Below are 15,593 nucleotides of genomic sequence, written 5' to 3' on the forward strand. Positions count from 1 at the left end.
CTCAATCTAGCCCTGCCATCAGCGTGTACTTGACCTGCACGTATTCCTCGATGCCGTAGTAGCTGCCTTCCCGTCCATAACCCGATTGCTTCACGCCACCGAACGGGACGGACGCGGTGCCCACGGAACCGGAGTTCAGAATGACCATTCCAGACTCGATATTTCGCGAGAGCCGGAACGCGCGGCCCAGATCGCGCGTGTAGGCGTAGGCGACAAGTCCGTATTCCGTATCGTTGGCTCGTGCGATGACCTCCATTTCGGTCTCGAAGCGGTAGACAGGAAACACCGGGCCAAAAATTTCGGTCGACTGGATTTGCATGGCGTCCGTCACCTCAGTGAGGATGGTCGGAGCATAAAAGAGGCCGCCTTTTGCATGCAAATGGCCGCCGAGTACTACGTTCGCACCATTCGCCCGGGCATCGTCGACCAGTTCCGTAACCTTGGAAACCGCCTTCGCGTTGATCAACGGACCCACGACGAAGCGCTCCTGCAGCCCCTGGTCGACGGGAATCTCTTCCACCAGTTCCTTCACGCGTTGAACGAAACGGTCATGGATGCTGGACTGCACGTACACACGATTCGGCGAAATGCACACCTGACCCGAGTTGCGCAGTTTTGCGGCCACGAGGCCTTTGGCAGCCTGTTCGATGTCACTATCGTCGAACACGATGAACGGCGCATTGCCGCCCAACTCCATCGTCATTTTCTTGAGCGTATCCGAGCTTTGACGAGCCAGCAGCTTGCCGACCACCGTGGAGCCGGTGAACGAAATCTTCTTGATACGGGCATCGCTCGTAATGAGCTTTCCGATCAGCACCGGGTCACCCGTCACCATTTCGAATACGCCCTCCGGAATGCCGGCGCGACGTGCGTATTCGAGAAGTTTGTAAGCGGTCAACGGAGTTTCTTCCGCCGGCTTAATGATGATCGTGCAGCCGGCGGCCAAAGCGGTAGCCACCTTCCGGGTGATCATCATGAACGGAAAGTTCCACGGCGTGATCGACGCAACGGGACCGACTGGCTCCTTGGTGACGATGACCGCAGCGCCCTGCGCGTGTGTCGGAATAGTGTCGCCGTAGACGCGCTTCGCTTCCTCTGCGTACCATTCGACGAAGCCGAGTCCGTATTCGATTTCACCAAGTGCTTCGGTAAGGCACTTGCCGTTTTCGCGGCACATCAATTCGGCAAATGCGCGCTTGTCCGCACTAACCAGGTCGAACCACTTTCGCAGAATGTCGCTGCGTTGTTTGGCAAGCAGGCGCGACCACGCAGGAAATGCGGCACAGGTACGATCGATCGCCGCGCGTACCTCGAATTCGGAATGATGCTCGACCTGTCCGACGACACTGCCGTCTACGGGATTGGGAACGTCGATCATGCAGTTTTCTCCTTAGGATGATTCAGGGTTTCGCAGCGGCACACGTTGCCGCATGACGCCAGCGCATGATCGAATCCTATGTGCGCGGGGAGGATCCGCGAACGTGAGATTGTCTGGATTCCTTGCCTGATCCTATGAGGCGATCGTTATGACGCATTCAATGTGGCACGCTTAACGTCATCGATAGAAATGACGCTGAACGGGTGATCTGCAATGGAAACCGAAACGCAGGCACTGGCGCGTGTGCGCGCCGACATGGTGGGACTGCTTCTGGAACTGGCACCACTTGAGGGGTATAACCTGACGCCGATGGCCGATATCCGCTTCCTGCGCTCGAACCGGCCGCTTACACGCACGCCGGTGCTTTATGAGCCGGGTATCGTGATCGTCTGTCAGGGCAGAAAACGTGGGTACCTCGGCGGCACGGTGTACGTCTATGATGCGCAGCACTATCTGGTCGTCGCACTGCCGTTGCCTTTTTCAATGGAGACCGATGCGACGGAGGAAGAACCATTACTCGCGATATATTTGAGGCTCGACATGAGCCTTGCCGCCGACGTTCTGACGCAGATCGACGAGCGTGACGGTCTGGTCGCGGTCGAGCCTCGGGGCATGGCCACCACACGGCTCGATCTCGCGCTCGGCGAATCCGTGCTGCGATTCCTGCGTGCGATACGTAATCCGCTCGAGGCCGCAATACTCGGTCCGGCACTGGTTCGGGAGATTTATTTCCGCGTCTTCGTGGGCGAGCAAGGCGGCTCGATGCGCGCGGCCCTTAACCGCCATGGCAACTTCGGCCGTATTTCGAAGGCGCTCAGAAAAATTCACTTGAGATACGCGGAAGCCTTGTCGGTTGAGGATCTTGCCGCCGAGGCAAAAATGAGTGTGCCGTCCTTCCATGCGCACTTCAAGGCAACGACCAATACTTCGCCGTTGCAATACATCAAGTCGACACGGCTGCATCAGGCGCGTCTGCTGATGGCGAGGCAGGGCATGACCGCAGCCGCAGCGAGCGCGCAGGTCGGCTACGAAAGTCCTTCGCAGTTCAGCCGTGAATTCAAACGGCTATTCGGCGGTACACCGTCGGAGGAGATCGCGCGTATGCAGCGGCATTTTGCCGTGCCTGAGGCCAGTTTGTCGTCGCCGTTCGTGTCATCTCATTGACGGCGCCAGCGAGAAACATCGGCTTGCCATTTTTTCGGCTGCTCATTTGGATATGTCCTCCAACTGCTGGGTGGCGACGTCACCTGTTCGGCAGAACCCGCCAGGACGTCAAAAATGCCCCGGAAATCCACCGCGTTAAAGTTGCCAATACAGACGGCGCACGTCCAATCGATGCGGGGGATTTTTCGAGGCATATTCAACCCGTGCGACCGCTACGCGACAGGTGTCTTCAGGCAAGATGGTGAGTTCGTTCTTGAGTTGATGAGCGTCGAGCTTTCGGTGCCGGCGTGGGTCAGCCTGGGGACGTCGCTGATATCGTCGCGTTCACGGCCTCGAACGAGACGTGCTGGATGACGGCCGATGTCGTGGACGCGACAGGCGGCGCACGGCTCTGATCCAGGGTGTCGTCCCGAGTTGAAGCGGCTTTGAGCCAGGCCGCTGGACTTGATGTTGGAGTAGGACCGTACGATTCGGCTCGGCGGTCCGACGCATGTGAGGAAGAGATGCAGAGGACTCTACTGGGAGGCGATCCGCTTTGCGGTAACGGCAGCAACCAGATTGCGACGCTCGTCAAACACCAGACACGCTACGTCATGCCGGGCAAATAGCCGGCAAGATGTCAACGCCCGCGCCGGTTCGCGCGTCGGGTTGCAACGCTTGGGAAGGGCGCGACCTTCGTTACGCAGATTGGTAACCCCTCCATGGGTGGCTTGCAAGCAATGCCGAGCAGCGCTCCCGCAGGAAGGCATTCAACTCGGTAATCGCCGGAGTCAGTTGCGCACGGTGGGCACAAACCAGGTGTAACGGCGAAGGTTCGCAGTACTCCGGCGGAAACAACTCTACCAGTCGCCCGGCCTTCAGATCGTCGATGAGGTCCAGTCGCGACTTGTACACAAGGCCTTCCCCTGCAACTGCCCAGCGACGAACCGCATCGGCATCGTCGCTGATGCGATTACCGGTGACTGCCACGGTGCGGTCGCCGCCGGGTAGGGTAAATCGCCAGCGTTCATGTATCTGCTCGCTCCATACGAACCGAAGACAGTTGTGTCGCCGCAGGTCGTCGACTTTGGCCGGCGCACCATGCCGGTCGATGTACGACGGTGCGGCACACAATGCGCGTCGGTTGTTGTCGACCAACTTCATGCCCAGCAGAGATGAATCAGGCAGTGGTCCGTAGCGCACGGCGGCATCCAGCGGCTGGCGGACCAAGTCGGCCGCGCGGTCGCTGATTTTCAGGTGCAAGGACAGTCCGGGATGCCGGTGCTGAAATTCATCCAGCCACGGCAACAGCACGTTTCGTCCAAAGTCAGATGGAGCGGACAGTCGCAGTGGGCCCGACAGAGCACCCCTGCCATTTGCCAAGGCCTGCTCGCCTTGCTCCCGCGCGTCAACCATGACCCGCGCATGCGGCAGGTAGCGCTCCCCAGCCTCCGACAGTTGCATGCTGCGCGTGGATCGCGTGAACAGGCGGGCGTCCAGCGCCTTTTCGAGCCGCTGCACTGAAGCACTCGCATGTCCCGGCGCAATGTTCAGCTTGCGTGCCGCCTCCGAGAAGCTGCCGGAGTCCACCGTGTGCACAAAGATCTGAACGTCATCAAGCCGGATTATTTTCATTGAAATGCAGAAAGTGTTTGGGCGCGGCCGGTATTTATCCGCACATTGCCGAAAGATACCATAGGGTCCTTGCTTACCTGAAGACCGCTTATATGTCTGAGTCGATTGCCGTTTGTCGCCACCATAGTGGCCTACGTACCCATCATTCTCTGACCCCGAAGGATTTTTTGTCATGAAGGCCATTGGCTTCTATCAGAACCATCCCATCAGCAACCCGCAGGCACTGCAGGACATCGAACTGCCGACGCCGGAACTGCGCGATCACGACCTGCTAGTGGAAGTCAAAGCTGTGTCGGTCAATCCGGTGGATACGAAAATCCGGCGCGGTGGAGATATTCCAGAAGGTAGTGCGCGTATCGCCGGCTGGGACGCCGCAGGAATCGTCCGCGCAACCGGTCCGTTGGCGACGCGCTTCAAGCCGGGCGACCGTGTGTGGTACGCCGGCGACATTACGCGGCCTGGCTGCAACAGCGAACTGCACGCAGTGGACGAACGCATCGTTGGACCCATGCCGGCATCGCTGGACTTCGCGGAAGCCGCATCGTTGCCGCTGACCGCGATCACTGCCTGGGAGCTGCTGTTCGACCGTCTACGCGCTCAGGCTGCAGATCCAACCGATAACAACGTGCTGCTGGTAATAGGAGCGGCGGGCGGTGTCGGCTCCATTCTTACCCAGCTTGCGCGCGAGCTGACTGGCATGACGGTTATCGGCACGGCCTCGCGAACGGAGACCCGCGAGTGGGTGCTGGCGCATGGCGCTCATCACGTCATCGATCACCATCAGCCTTGGGCGCCCCAATTGGCCGCGCTCGACATCAAACACGTCACCCACGTTGCCGGGTTGAACGAAAGCGCCTCCTATGTGCCGCAAATCGCGGCCGTGCTGCGTCCGGAGGGCCAGTTCGCACTGATCGACGACCCGGTGGATCTGGATATCGGACCGTTCAAGGCGAAGTCCATTTCGATTCACTGGGAGCTCATGTATACCCGCGCGATCTTCACCACCAGCACGATCGCACGGCAACACGCCTTGCTGCGCCGCGTGGCGGAACTGGTCGATCGGGGCGACCTCAAGCACACGCTGACCCGACGCATTGACGACATCAACGCCGCAAGTTTGGCCCAGGCGCATGCGCTGGTCGAGGCCGGCAACATGATCGGCAAAGTCGTCGTCGCCAACCGCTGAAACTTTCTGACAACGAGCATAAACATGACATCGCAAATCATCAGCACGACAACCATCAGCCTCGAAGCCGCGCAAGCATTGCTGGCAGAGGCGCGGCGCGCCTGCGCAGCGCGCGGATTCGCAGCGACGATCGCAATTACCGATGCAGGCGGCCACCTGCGCGCTTTCGAGCGCGCAGACACGGCTCCTTTCCTTACCGTTGGCGTCGCCATCGACAAGGCGTGGACTGCCGCCTCCTTCGGCATGGCCACGCACCAATGGAATCAGTACATGGCCGAATCCACCGTTGCCCCGCTGGCGCATCATCCGCGTCTGACTCCGGTAGGCGGCGGCGTACCGCTCTTCCATGAAGGGCATCTGGTTGGGGGCATCGGTGTTTCTGGCGGAACATCCGTTCAAGACCATGAGGCCGCTGAGGAGGCGCTGCGTAACGCAGGGTTTCTGCAATGAGCGGGGCGCTGCTCGCAGTCTCTGCGGCAGCCGCGTTCATTGGAATAGCTCCGCTTCGCGTCAGTACTCTCTCGAGTTCGTCTTGCCGGCTTCGTGATGAGCGTCAGCCAATAGCGCCACTTTTACAGGTCGCGGTGTGCTTGACGATCTTCCGATGTCGGTTTGAAAGCGGACGGTGCTATATCGCGTTTGAATGACTCACACGGGTCGATACCGTTGAAAAGTCGCTTCCTGGCTTTTGCAATCAGCTAGCGAAAAAATCGATTGTTCAGATCGACCCACAAACTTATCGCGAATGTCGGTCAACAGTAGACAGTCCCCCGAAAACTGGCGTGCTCTTCGGCAGCGACGTTAAAGGCACGTCGATCCTAACCTTGCGCTTCTGCGTACATCTCTTTGCAAATCTGGCGCAATGCCTCGACGAACAACTCCTGCGCCGCTGAGTGCGAGCCCACCGAGCGCGTGAACAACGCGATAGGCGGAAGTGTCCAATCGAGCGAGTAGGGAACGATTGCGACGCCGGCAATTCGCACCAGTTCCTCCGCGATATCGGATGGTACGATCGACACAGCCTCTTCGCTTGAAGCAATCATTTCACCGATGAGTTTGGAGGAGTAACTCTCAACGACCGGAACTGGAGGTGTGGTTCCTGCGGTGAGAAACAGGTCGGTCACCTGTTCTCTCATCGGCGTATGTGGCGCGCCGAGAATCCAGTCCAGCGTTATCAGCTTGTTCCAGTCGAGCTTCGTACGAGACAATTTTGCCGCAAGACGCCGGTTCGCGATCATCCGCGGTTGCTGCCGGAACAGGACTTCCAGGGAGATGTGGTTCAAATCTGTCACCGACGACGCTCGTCCGATGACGATGTCCACGGTGTGGTCCTGTAGTTGCAGCAACAGTTGATCGCTGGTTCCTTCGTGAATCGTCACGGTCAGGCGTCGCTCCATACGGGATTGGAGCCGCTTGAGTGCTGCCGAGAGCATCTGACCGGAGATGAACGGAATGACTCCGATGTGCAGGTGCGCTGCGTGCCCTAAGGCAACTGCCTCCATCTCACGAGCGAGATGATCGAGGTCGTTGATCATCGTCCTGGCCCGCTCCAATACCAACGCACCCATTGCCGTGGGCAGCATGCCGCGCGGGGAGCGCTCGAAGAGCGGGGTGCCGAACATGCTTTCCAACTCGGAGAGAGCATTGGTCACGGCTGGCTGGCTGCTGGCCATGTGCTCCGCGACGCGGGTAAGCGAACCGTGCTGCTGGATTTGCAGCAACAGGACCAGATGTCTCATCTTCAGACGCGCGCTCAGCCGCCTGACTACATCGTTCGACTCGAATTTCATTTGACAGCGCGCACGCCCATCACGAAAAAATGATGGACCGATATTAAATCAAAATAATCTGCTGATGGCGGATCTTTAGAATCGTCTCCACAGATCGCGCCGGGGCTGGCCCAGCACACTCTTGGAGGCAAGGAATATGGATCAGAAAGATACAGATCGGCAGGCGGCATTCGACTATCACGAGTTTCCCATCCCTGGGAAAACCGCGGTGACGGCTACCAAACCGCTCGTGACGCAACGTGACCTGGCGCTCGCCTATACCCCTGGCGTGGCTGCGGTGTGTGAGGAAATCGCGGCCGATCCTCATCTGGCACATCGGTTTACGGGTCGGGGAAACCTGGTTGGCGTGATAACCAACGGCACCGCCGTGTTGGGCCTTGGAAACATTGGCGCGCTGGCGTCCAAGCCGGTCATGGAAGGCAAAGCCGTGCTGTTCAAGAAGTTCGCAGGGATCGACGTCTTCGACATCGAGATCAGCGAGACCGATCCGGATAAGCTCGTCGACATTATCGCCAGTCTTGAAGCCACCTTTGGCGGTATCAACCTCGAGGACATCAAGGCGCCTGAGTGCTTCGCCGTGGAGCGCCAGTTGCGCGAGCGTATGAAGATCCCCGTCTTCCATGACGATCAGCACGGCACGGCCATCACCGTATCCGCTGCTTTCATCAACGGACTGAAGGTGGTGGGCAAATCCATTTCGGAAGTGAAGGTGGTGACGTCGGGCGCCGGTGCAGCGGCACTGGCATGTCTCGAACTACTGGTTGACCTCGGGCTTCCGATCGAAAACATCTGGGTCACAGATATCGAAGGCGTCGTTTACCGTGGGCGTACTGCGCTAATGGACCCGGCCAAGGCGTCCTTTGCGCAGGAGACCAGCGCCCGCACGTTGGCCGAAGTGATCGGCGGCGCGGATGTATTCCTGGGTCTTTCGGTGGGCGGCATCCTGAGCGCCGAGATGCTGACCACGATGGCGCCACGCCCGCTGGTTCTCGCACTAGCAAATCCTACTCCGGAAATCTTCCCGGAGCTCGCGCATGCCACACGCGATGATGTGGTTATTGCAACTGGCCGCTCGGACTACCCGAACCAGGTCAACAATGTCCTCTGCTTTCCATACATCTTCCGCGGCGCACTCGACGTCGGGGCTACTACCATCACACGCGAAATGGAAATTGCCGCGGTGCATGCCATCGCTGGTCTGGCGGAAGAGGAACAGAACGAAGTCGTGGCTGCCGCGTACGGCACCTATGACGTAGCCTTTGGTCCCGAATATCTTATTCCAAAGCCATTCGACCCACGTCTGATCGTCCGCATCGCACCGGCGGTGGCTAAGGCCGCCATGGCGGGCGGTGTAGCGACACGCCCGATTCCAGACCTCGACGCCTATGTCGAGCGATTGCAGCAATTCGTTTACCATTCCGGCGCCTTCATGAAGCCGCTGTTTGCAACCGCACGCCAGCTTGTGCGGGATGGAGGTCATGCGCGCATCGTGTTCACCGAGGGGGAAGACGAGCGTGTGCTACGAGCTGTGCAGGTGGTCGTGGACGAGAAGTTGGCACGTCCGATTCTGGTTGGGCGTCCAGAGGTACTGCTTGCACGTATTGAGCGATTTGGTTTGCGTCTGCGACTCGGGCAGGACGTCGAAGTGACCAATCCTGAGTATGACGAACGTTTCCCGCAATACTGGAAGACGTACTGGGAACTCATGTGCCGCGACGGCATCTCGAAGGAGATGGCGCGCGTTGAAATGCGCCGTCGTCTGACCTTGATCGGTGCGATGATGGTGCGGTTAGGTGATGCTGACGGCATGATTTGCGGGACCGTCGGCGCCTATCACGATCACCTGCGTTTTGTTGACGAAGTGATCGGCAAGAAGCGTGGCGCGAGCACCTATGCGGCCATGAACATCCTGTTGCTCGATCAGCGCACGGTGGCGCTGGTGGATACCCACATCAACGATGACCCGAGCGCAGAGCAGATAGCCGAATTCACGATTGCCGCGGCAAGGCAGATGGAATGGTTGAACCTGTCGCCCAAAGCAGCGTTGCTCTCGCGTTCAAACTTCGGTTCAGGCAGCGCGGCCTCAGGCGTGAAGATGCGCCGGGCGTTGCAGATCGTCAGAGAACAGGCCCCCGACCTTGAGGTAGACGGCGAGATGCACGGCGACTGCGCACTTGACGAAGCGTTGAGATCACGCATCCTTCCAACTTCGCCGCTCAAGGGTGTAGCGAATCTTTTGGTTTGTCCAAACGTAGATGCGGGCAATATTGCCTACAATCTGCTCAAAACCGAAGCAGGGAGCAACGTGGCGGTAGGTCCATTCTTGCTGGGCGTCAACGCGCCGGTGAATATCCTCACGTCTAGTTCCACAGTCCGGAGAATTATCAACATGGCGGCGTTGACGGTGATCGAAGCTAATCGCGCTCAGTCAATGTAGCCTATCGTCGGCGCGCATCGGTCATTTGACCGATGCCGCAGCGATCAGTCGAATGTCATGATGACGTTGGAGTCGCGATGATACTCGCGGTGACGAAGGTCGGTTTCCTCAGGGCAAGCTCACAAGAATTCCTGGAGGATGAGTGCAATGTCGGTTCATCATTTCGTTGTTCTCATCGGCGTGAGCTGGCTACCTCGGGCATTCGGCGTTTGGGCCGCTCTTTCAGGCGTTCTCCAGCTCGGCCATGCCGTCTTTCGCTGGAAGCGCTCCGGCGCACAATGGCGAATGATCTCGAAATGGCGCACGATCGGCGCTGGCCGGAGTGCTGCTTTTCAGCGAGGCAATGGGCGCTGTCTACTTCCTGATCGCAGGGTTGTGGTGGTCGGTCGGCGGATCGCGTCGCAAGTGTATCGGGACGTCATGAACAACCAAAGAACCTGACGGGTGGTTGGCGACCGGTTCGTCAGGCATTCCGCCAAGGTTTGGCAACCAGAACTGCGAGCAACAAGCTATCGACTCGCATCGGAGAATGAGATGGATGATAACGATATTCCACTTGCCAACGGCAAGGTGCAGTATAAGACGCTATTGCGCGAGGAAGGCTGCGCTATCCTCCAAACGACGGTTCAAGCCGGCGGTGAGACGCAATGGCATCACCACACGAATGTCACTGATCGGTTTCTCGTGATTCGTGGCGTCTTGACCGTCGAGTTGAATATCGACGGCCATGTTCAAAGCACCAAGGTGCGCGAATACTACTCCGTTGATCCGGGCACAGTTCACCACGTCAGGAACGAAACGAATGAGGATGTCGTCTATCTCACGGTCCAGGCGGGCGGCGTCCCGGACATTGTGCTGGCAGGATCGCCTCGCTGACGCGCAACGCCATGCATCTAGATCAAGCCCATCGTAGACGCCTTGAGCGTTGCCGCTGCGCGCGTCGAACACTCGAGCTTGCGAAATACGCTCTCGACGTGGGTGCGCACCGTGCTGGGACTCATCGTCAGTTCCTGCGCGGCTTCCTTGTTGCTCGCACCTCGCGAGATCGCACGCAGGACGTCGAGCTCTCTTGCAGACAGTCGGGGACCATGCGGCGCACTCCTTGCCGCGCGCCTGGCGACGGGGGCACGCTCCGCCACGAGCGCATCCACCACCTCGCGGCATAGCCGGCCATTGGCAGCCTCGTCTTGCAACACCTGTGCGGCGGCCTCGTCGGCGAGCGCGGCGCGCCAGGGGCGCGTGGAGCGCAACGCAACCCACGCTACCGACGCCGCCAGCACACGAGCCTCCAACGTCAGCGCCGGAGCGCGCGCGCCGCGAAAATACCCCGAACCGTCTTGCCGCTCGTACGCATACGACGCAAGCACGGTAGCTTCGCCCAGCGCGCCGGTTTGCCTGCCTGCGCGCTCTGTCCAGTACGGCACCAGCCGCACCTTTTCCCAGGTGCTGGGCGACAAAGGCGTCGATAGGTTCCACACATTGTTGGGTACGGCGGCCCTGCCGATGCCATGAATCAATCCAGCCCGATATACGAGCGCGCGTGTTGCATCATCCGAGGTGAATCGAGCGTGACATTCGGCAGCCGTCATTGCGACCGCACGTGAAAAGCCTGTCATCCATGGCAATTTCAGATCAATGATGTCGGCGATCAATTCCGCCGACGTTGTCCGTTGCATATCGGCTGTTGCCAGCACGACATCAAAATCATCCAGCGATTGGCGCTCCAGTTCCGTCAGCCAACTGCTTGCGTGGCGTGTCGCTGCCGCGACGAGGTTCGCCGGATACCGCGCGCCGGAGCGCTGTTCGATCAGCGCCAGCGCCGCGTCGACGCCATACGTGCGGCTGAACACCTCCAGGTCGCCAGCAAGTGCAACGACTAGTACGGATATCGGCACCGCCTCGCGTGCGAGCTGCGCGGGCAAGCCTCTGCCGTCCCAGGTTTCGAAAATGTGGCGCAGCGCGGTTTCGGTCGCCTTCGAAAGACCCATTATTCGCGCGACCTCGCCGGATACTTCGCAGTGAGTTTGCGCGAGTGGCATCAGCGCGGCTCCGACTCCGCCAATCGTCTCGGCGATACCGGGCGTGCTCTCAAGCATCGCGGTCCGGATCGCAATGTCGTCGCCGAACACTGTTGCGAACCCTGCCGCGTTTGCCGTGCAACCCGACCAACGTAGCAGCGACACCTCGCGGACCGTGTCGCAAGCCGAAGCCTCGAGTCCGGCCGTGTGCGCCAGCCGTGCTGCCAGCCATCCGGTGCGCAGCGAATGGTCGGTTGGCTGTCCCATGCTCAGATCGCCGACGAAAGCGAGTGTTCTCACGGCATCGAATATACGCAGCGCGGCGTGGCTGGGCTCAAGGTCGAACATCGGATTGGTTATGGAACATCATGAGAAAGGGCTAATAATCATACGTGACGATGCGAGGTGCTGCACGGTAGTGCGACGGTGCAGTCCGGGGATATCGACATTCGGATGTGCGTGAGCAGGCTGAACGGCGCGCTATCGAAAAGCCAACGGGGCGCGCTTTCGATCGGGACTTGCTAGTAGGGGCAAGCGGCTCGCCGGGTAGACGCGAGTCGATTTGTGGCTCAACGCAAATTTCCATAGTTGCGGCTGCATGCCTGGAAGCGTGCTGGCTAAGTCTGCTCCAGTCATCGACGTTGTTCCTTTTTTGAGGTCTTATAGCTGGCTTGTCGGGCGGGCGACACAGATCGGTGTGCATGGCGCCAGTCGAATCCGGTCGGAAGGTACAGCTATTCGTCATCCCCATTGGTGCGCACTCGCCCAACTTGGCGGCGATGATGACAGTCCAGTGAAAAATCCGGCGCACCCTATCTGATTGCGCCGGCCTAACTTGCGAAGATCCAGCGCTATTGCGCAGGGTGCGTGACCATTCAGTTCAACCTTCTAGACAAACTCTCGCAAGCGCGCGCTCTACGGCTAATCCGTAGAGCGGCTCCAGAGCCTGACTGGTAATGTATAACTGCACTTCTCTAGCGAGTCTCTCACCGCACCCCTGTTCTGTGCGCAAATCTCTTGTCGAAATCAGAACCTGCAGAAACTCCTTCTGCAATCCATCAAGCCTGGGACGGATGTCGCTTGCCAGATTGGCCCTTGGTTCATCGGGCGCTCCTCCGATTTGTCGCCATAGCGCATGAAGACCATATTGGACAAGCTTATTCGCCTCTATCTGATCCCCAAAAAATTGCGTTGCTTCCTGGTCAGATATGCCCGCGGCGCGAGCTTCTGTTCTGGCTGTTGCCAGGACCTCCTCCTCTCGGGGTAAATCTTCGATCGCGGAACCGGAGTCCCACTTCACCAATGCGACCTGCTTTGCAATTCTGAGTCTCTTCACTGTCAATTCAATCAATGGCCTGAACGTTCTGTTCGAGTCAGGCACTGCCCCAATGGAATGTGGTGTTGCGAAGAAGAGTGAAGCGGAGAGAGGAACGAGTAGAGACCGAATGCTAAGAGATTGGATTGTCATTAAATGAACTCATATTGAACGGTACACCCGAGATGTTGGCTTTTCAGCCGCCGACAGTCCTGTGCTTTCCGATGTTGAAAATTGACAAAATTATCAGATCCAAATGGATTCGTAATCGTCAACGTAGAGGGTCGAAAAATATGATGGAATGGTTCGTCTGCATCGAGGACACGTGTGAGACGACTGGGACTACTTTTCTGGAGAACTCTCAAGTAGCGTTAAGTCGTGCATGCTTCGCGTGTAGCCACACAGCGGATATCAGGAAGTAAATCGCACCAACGCCTGCATAGCCGGCTATTTTGAAAATCGCGGGAGGTATTAAGGCGCCGCTTTGGAGAATGAAGAATATCCCCGCGAGCGCGGATTGCGCTCCGCTTAGAATCATTGGCCACTGTGCCCCAAGGTCCGTCCAACGGCGGACCGCGGTAGCGAGTTGGAGTAGTCCGGAGACGATCGCCCAAACACCAAAGATCACGAGTATCGGAGGCGCCCCAATGCTCAATGCCAGGAGGACCACGACCGTTGTGATGGCGCTGACAACGATATTGATAGCCTGTGTCGGGTTCGTACCGGTTCCACCGCTGCGCGACATGTCGATGACATTGGCCAGAGCATCCCACGCGGGGTAAATGACAAGCAGAGCCGCGACGGGGGCTCCGGTCTGCTTACCGATAACAAATGCTAATGCGACCCAGATGGCGGAAAATATTGCCCGGACGGAATAATATGACTTGAGCCACCGCTCCTCGCGGATCCTGCTCGATGTAATGTGACATTCAAACATTCAAACTCCTCAGAGGCTAGCATCCGAAGCCGGCGCGCGGCATTGACCGGATCGATGTCTGACATATCGCCGTCTACGATGCGGATGAGTCAGGCAATAGAATGACGTCGAGCTATGCCGAACGGTATCGGTCGAATGACCGATGCCATTCGGGATGGCTCGACTTGCCTCTGTAATCAACTTCATCTACTGCAGGGTTGGGGGGAGACCGGGTAGACGGCTGCGGGCCGGTGTGTCCGATGAAATTGAATTTTCGGATGCGGTCTGCGGGTTTCTGCCATCGGCTTCATGATGATCGCGCGACCAGCGGCCAATGCGATAGACACCTTCCGCGTAAACATCAAGCGCACGATATCGCCGCGTTGTTTGGCAAGCAGGGGCGACCACCCAAAAAATGCGGCACTGGTACGAACAATCACTGGGCGTACCTGGGATTCGGAATGATGTTCTACCTGTCCGACCACACTGCCGTCTACGGGACTAAGAACGTCGGTCATGCAGTTTTCTCTTTAGGATGATTCAAGGCTCTGCAGCGGCACACGGTGTGGCGTGACGCGGCCGCATGATCGAATCGTATGTGAGGCAAGAAGATCCGCGAACGTGAGATTGTCTGAATTCCTTGCCTGATCCTATGAGGCGATCGTCGTAACGCAATGCGATGTGGCACACCTACCGTCATCGATAGAAATGACGCTGAACGGGTGATCTGCCATGGAACGCAAGACTCAAGCACTGGAGCGTGCGCGCCGACATGGTGGGACTGCTTCTGGAACTGGTGCCGCATGAAGGAAGTCGGTCAACACTTCGCCGTCGCAATACATCAAGTCGACACGACTGCTTCAGGCGCGTCTCCTCATGGTAACGCACGGCATGACCGCAGCGGCAGCGAGCGCGCGGGTCGTCCACGAACGTCTCTTGCAGGGTGACTCGCCTTGGTCGGTCATTTGACCGATAGCATTGCGCGACCCGGGATGCGATTCTTGTCGGGTACTAAGGCACGAGTATCCAAATGAAGACCGGGCAACGCGACGGTCTTTCACGAGTCAGATTTCGAGTTGAGTTTGCAAGGGAAGGCGCGACGCACGGTGGCTTTTCGCTCGCCGCTGAGAGCCGCAGAACACGCTTTTAACTTTCAATACCATCGACAGGGAGGCCGCTTTGGCTCATACAACGATACATCCCGTATGGGTCCGCATCATGCGCTGGATCAACGCAGTCGCTGTCGTAGTCATGTGTCTGAGCGGCTGGCAAGTGTATAACGCGTCGCCCATCTTCAAGGCCATCTGGTTTCCGAGCTGGGTCGCACTGGGCGGCTGGCTAGGTGGTGCGCTGCTCTGGCATTTCACGGTCATGTGGATACTGGTCGCAAACTTTGTCACATACCTCGTTCTGGGCACTTTTACAGGACGCCTGCGCAAGAAATTCTTTCCCATTGGCATTCGCGCGATTGCCTTCGACCTGGTTGCCGCGCTCCGGGGCAAGCTTGGTCATGACGATCCAGGCCGATACAACGCCGTACAGAAGTTTGCATATCTCGTTGTGATTGCCGACATCGTGCTCGTGGTGTTATCGGGCCTGGCTATCTGGAAACCGGTTCAATTGCCGGTCCTGCGCACGTTAATGGGTGGTTTCGACAACGCACGCATCGTCCACTTCGTCGCGATGAGCGTGCTCGTCGGCTTTTTCTCAATACATGTCGTGATGGTTGCGCTAGTGCCGCGATCTTTACTCACCATGATCCGGGGCCGCTAACC

General features: G+C 58.4%; 13 protein-coding genes and 1 pseudogene. 8 read left to right on the top strand and 6 right to left on the bottom strand.

Annotation, left to right across the window (positions count from 1 at the left end):
* Position 1 precedes the first annotated feature (1 nt).
* Positions 2-1,378 (bottom strand): NAD-dependent succinate-semialdehyde dehydrogenase, encoded by a 1,377-nt coding sequence (locus CI15_RS26440; protein WP_062133471.1) that lies wholly within the window; start codon positions 1,376-1,378, stop codon positions 2-4.
* A 213-nt stretch (positions 1,379-1,591) separates the two neighbouring features.
* Between CI15_RS26440 and CI15_RS26445 the strand changes: the two genes are divergently transcribed.
* Both CI15_RS26445 and CI15_RS37845 read left to right on the top strand, forming a co-directional pair.
* On the top strand, positions 1,592-2,542 hold the full coding sequence (locus CI15_RS26445) for an AraC family transcriptional regulator (RefSeq protein WP_062133474.1): 951 nt from the start codon (positions 1,592-1,594) through the stop codon (positions 2,540-2,542).
* 287 nt (positions 2,543-2,829) lie between these two features.
* Positions 2,830-2,937, top strand: a pseudogene (locus tag CI15_RS37845) (short-chain dehydrogenase); the annotation flags it as partial.
* A 283-nt stretch (positions 2,938-3,220) separates the two neighbouring features.
* Here the strand turns inward: CI15_RS37845 and CI15_RS26450 are convergent.
* On the bottom strand, positions 3,221-4,150 hold the full coding sequence (locus tag CI15_RS26450) for a LysR family transcriptional regulator (RefSeq protein WP_062134205.1): 930 nt from the start codon (positions 4,148-4,150) through the stop codon (positions 3,221-3,223).
* A gap of 178 nt (positions 4,151-4,328) precedes the next feature.
* Between CI15_RS26450 and CI15_RS26455 the strand changes: the two genes are divergently transcribed.
* Together CI15_RS26455 and CI15_RS26460 are read left to right on the top strand one after the other, a co-directional pair.
* Positions 4,329-5,342, top strand: a complete 1,014-nt coding sequence (locus CI15_RS26455; RefSeq protein WP_062133477.1) for a zinc-binding alcohol dehydrogenase family protein — start codon at positions 4,329-4,331, stop codon at positions 5,340-5,342.
* Positions 5,343-5,366: 24 nt separating this feature from the next.
* Positions 5,367-5,792: a GlcG/HbpS family heme-binding protein gene (locus tag CI15_RS26460; RefSeq protein ID WP_062133480.1), complete on the top strand. Its 426-nt coding sequence runs from the start codon at positions 5,367-5,369 to the stop codon at positions 5,790-5,792.
* A 368-nt stretch (positions 5,793-6,160) separates the two neighbouring features.
* On the opposite strand, the gene CI15_RS26465 is transcribed toward CI15_RS26460, so the two are convergent.
* The gene (locus CI15_RS26465) at positions 6,161-7,132 is read right to left on the bottom strand and encodes a LysR family transcriptional regulator (RefSeq protein WP_062133482.1); all 972 of its coding nucleotides are present in this window, start codon (positions 7,130-7,132) and stop codon (positions 6,161-6,163) included.
* A gap of 136 nt (positions 7,133-7,268) precedes the next feature.
* On the opposite strand from CI15_RS26465, the gene CI15_RS26470 reads away from it, so the two are divergent.
* From CI15_RS26470 to CI15_RS26475, 3 genes are all read left to right on the top strand, one after another.
* A complete protein-coding gene (locus CI15_RS26470) occupies positions 7,269-9,569 on the top strand; it encodes an NADP-dependent malic enzyme (RefSeq protein ID WP_062133484.1) in 2,301 nt (766 codons plus the stop codon).
* 147 nt (positions 9,570-9,716) lie between these two features.
* Positions 9,717-10,010: a hypothetical protein gene (locus CI15_RS35770; RefSeq protein WP_241495941.1), complete on the top strand. Its 294-nt coding sequence runs from the start codon at positions 9,717-9,719 to the stop codon at positions 10,008-10,010.
* A 93-nt stretch (positions 10,011-10,103) separates the two neighbouring features.
* Positions 10,104-10,445: a cupin domain-containing protein gene (locus CI15_RS26475; protein ID WP_062133487.1), complete on the top strand. Its 342-nt coding sequence runs from the start codon at positions 10,104-10,106 to the stop codon at positions 10,443-10,445.
* Between the two features lie 17 nt (positions 10,446-10,462).
* Here CI15_RS26475 and CI15_RS26480 read toward each other — a convergent pair whose 3' ends face one another.
* The 3 genes from CI15_RS26480 to CI15_RS26490 all read right to left on the bottom strand — a co-directional run bounded on the left by CI15_RS26480 (position 10,463) and on the right by CI15_RS26490 (position 13,839).
* Positions 10,463-11,935: an HD domain-containing phosphohydrolase gene (locus CI15_RS26480; RefSeq protein WP_062133491.1), complete on the bottom strand. Its 1,473-nt coding sequence runs from the start codon at positions 11,933-11,935 to the stop codon at positions 10,463-10,465.
* A 532-nt stretch (positions 11,936-12,467) separates the two neighbouring features.
* On the bottom strand, positions 12,468-13,055 hold the full coding sequence (locus CI15_RS38310; RefSeq protein WP_075643784.1) for a chorismate mutase: 588 nt from the start codon (positions 13,053-13,055) through the stop codon (positions 12,468-12,470).
* A gap of 208 nt (positions 13,056-13,263) precedes the next feature.
* Complete coding sequence (locus tag CI15_RS26490) at positions 13,264-13,839, bottom strand: DUF308 domain-containing protein (RefSeq protein ID WP_062133498.1); 576 nt, start codon at positions 13,837-13,839, stop codon at positions 13,264-13,266.
* Between the two features lie 1,158 nt (positions 13,840-14,997).
* On the opposite strand from CI15_RS26490, the gene CI15_RS26495 reads away from it, so the two are divergent.
* Positions 14,998-15,591 carry a cytochrome b/b6 domain-containing protein gene (locus CI15_RS26495; protein WP_062133501.1) on the top strand — a complete coding sequence of 198 codons (594 nt, stop codon included), beginning with the start codon at positions 14,998-15,000 and terminating at the stop codon, positions 15,589-15,591.
* Positions 15,592-15,593 lie beyond the last annotated feature (2 nt).

This window comes from Paraburkholderia monticola, from assembly GCF_001580545.1.
GTDB classification, from domain to species: domain Bacteria; phylum Pseudomonadota; class Gammaproteobacteria; order Burkholderiales; family Burkholderiaceae; genus Paraburkholderia; species Paraburkholderia monticola.

What these genes read in the sequence shown, in the direction of transcription:
- CI15_RS26440 (WP_062133471.1), bottom strand. Translation starts at nt 1,378, where the DNA reads ATGATCGACGTTCCCAATCCCGTAGACGGCAGTGTCGTCGGACAGGTC.
- CI15_RS26445 (WP_062133474.1), top strand. Translation starts at nt 1,592, where the DNA reads ATGGAAACCGAAACGCAGGCACTGGCGCGTGTGCGCGCCGACATGGTG.
- CI15_RS26455 (WP_062133477.1), top strand. Translation starts at nt 4,329, where the DNA reads ATGAAGGCCATTGGCTTCTATCAGAACCATCCCATCAGCAACCCGCAG.
- CI15_RS26460 (WP_062133480.1), top strand. Translation starts at nt 5,367, where the DNA reads ATGACATCGCAAATCATCAGCACGACAACCATCAGCCTCGAAGCCGCG.
- CI15_RS26465 (WP_062133482.1), bottom strand. Translation starts at nt 7,132, where the DNA reads ATGAAATTCGAGTCGAACGATGTAGTCAGGCGGCTGAGCGCGCGTCTG.
- CI15_RS26470 (WP_062133484.1), top strand. Translation starts at nt 7,269, where the DNA reads ATGGATCAGAAAGATACAGATCGGCAGGCGGCATTCGACTATCACGAG.
- CI15_RS35770 (WP_241495941.1), top strand. Translation starts at nt 9,717, where the DNA reads ATGTCGGTTCATCATTTCGTTGTTCTCATCGGCGTGAGCTGGCTACCT.
- CI15_RS26475 (WP_062133487.1), top strand. Translation starts at nt 10,104, where the DNA reads ATGGATGATAACGATATTCCACTTGCCAACGGCAAGGTGCAGTATAAG.
- CI15_RS26480 (WP_062133491.1), bottom strand. Translation starts at nt 11,935, where the DNA reads ATGTTCGACCTTGAGCCCAGCCACGCCGCGCTGCGTATATTCGATGCC.
- CI15_RS38310 (WP_075643784.1), bottom strand. Translation starts at nt 13,055, where the DNA reads ATGACAATCCAATCTCTTAGCATTCGGTCTCTACTCGTTCCTCTCTCC.
- CI15_RS26490 (WP_062133498.1), bottom strand. Translation starts at nt 13,839, where the DNA reads ATGTTTGAATGTCACATTACATCGAGCAGGATCCGCGAGGAGCGGTGG.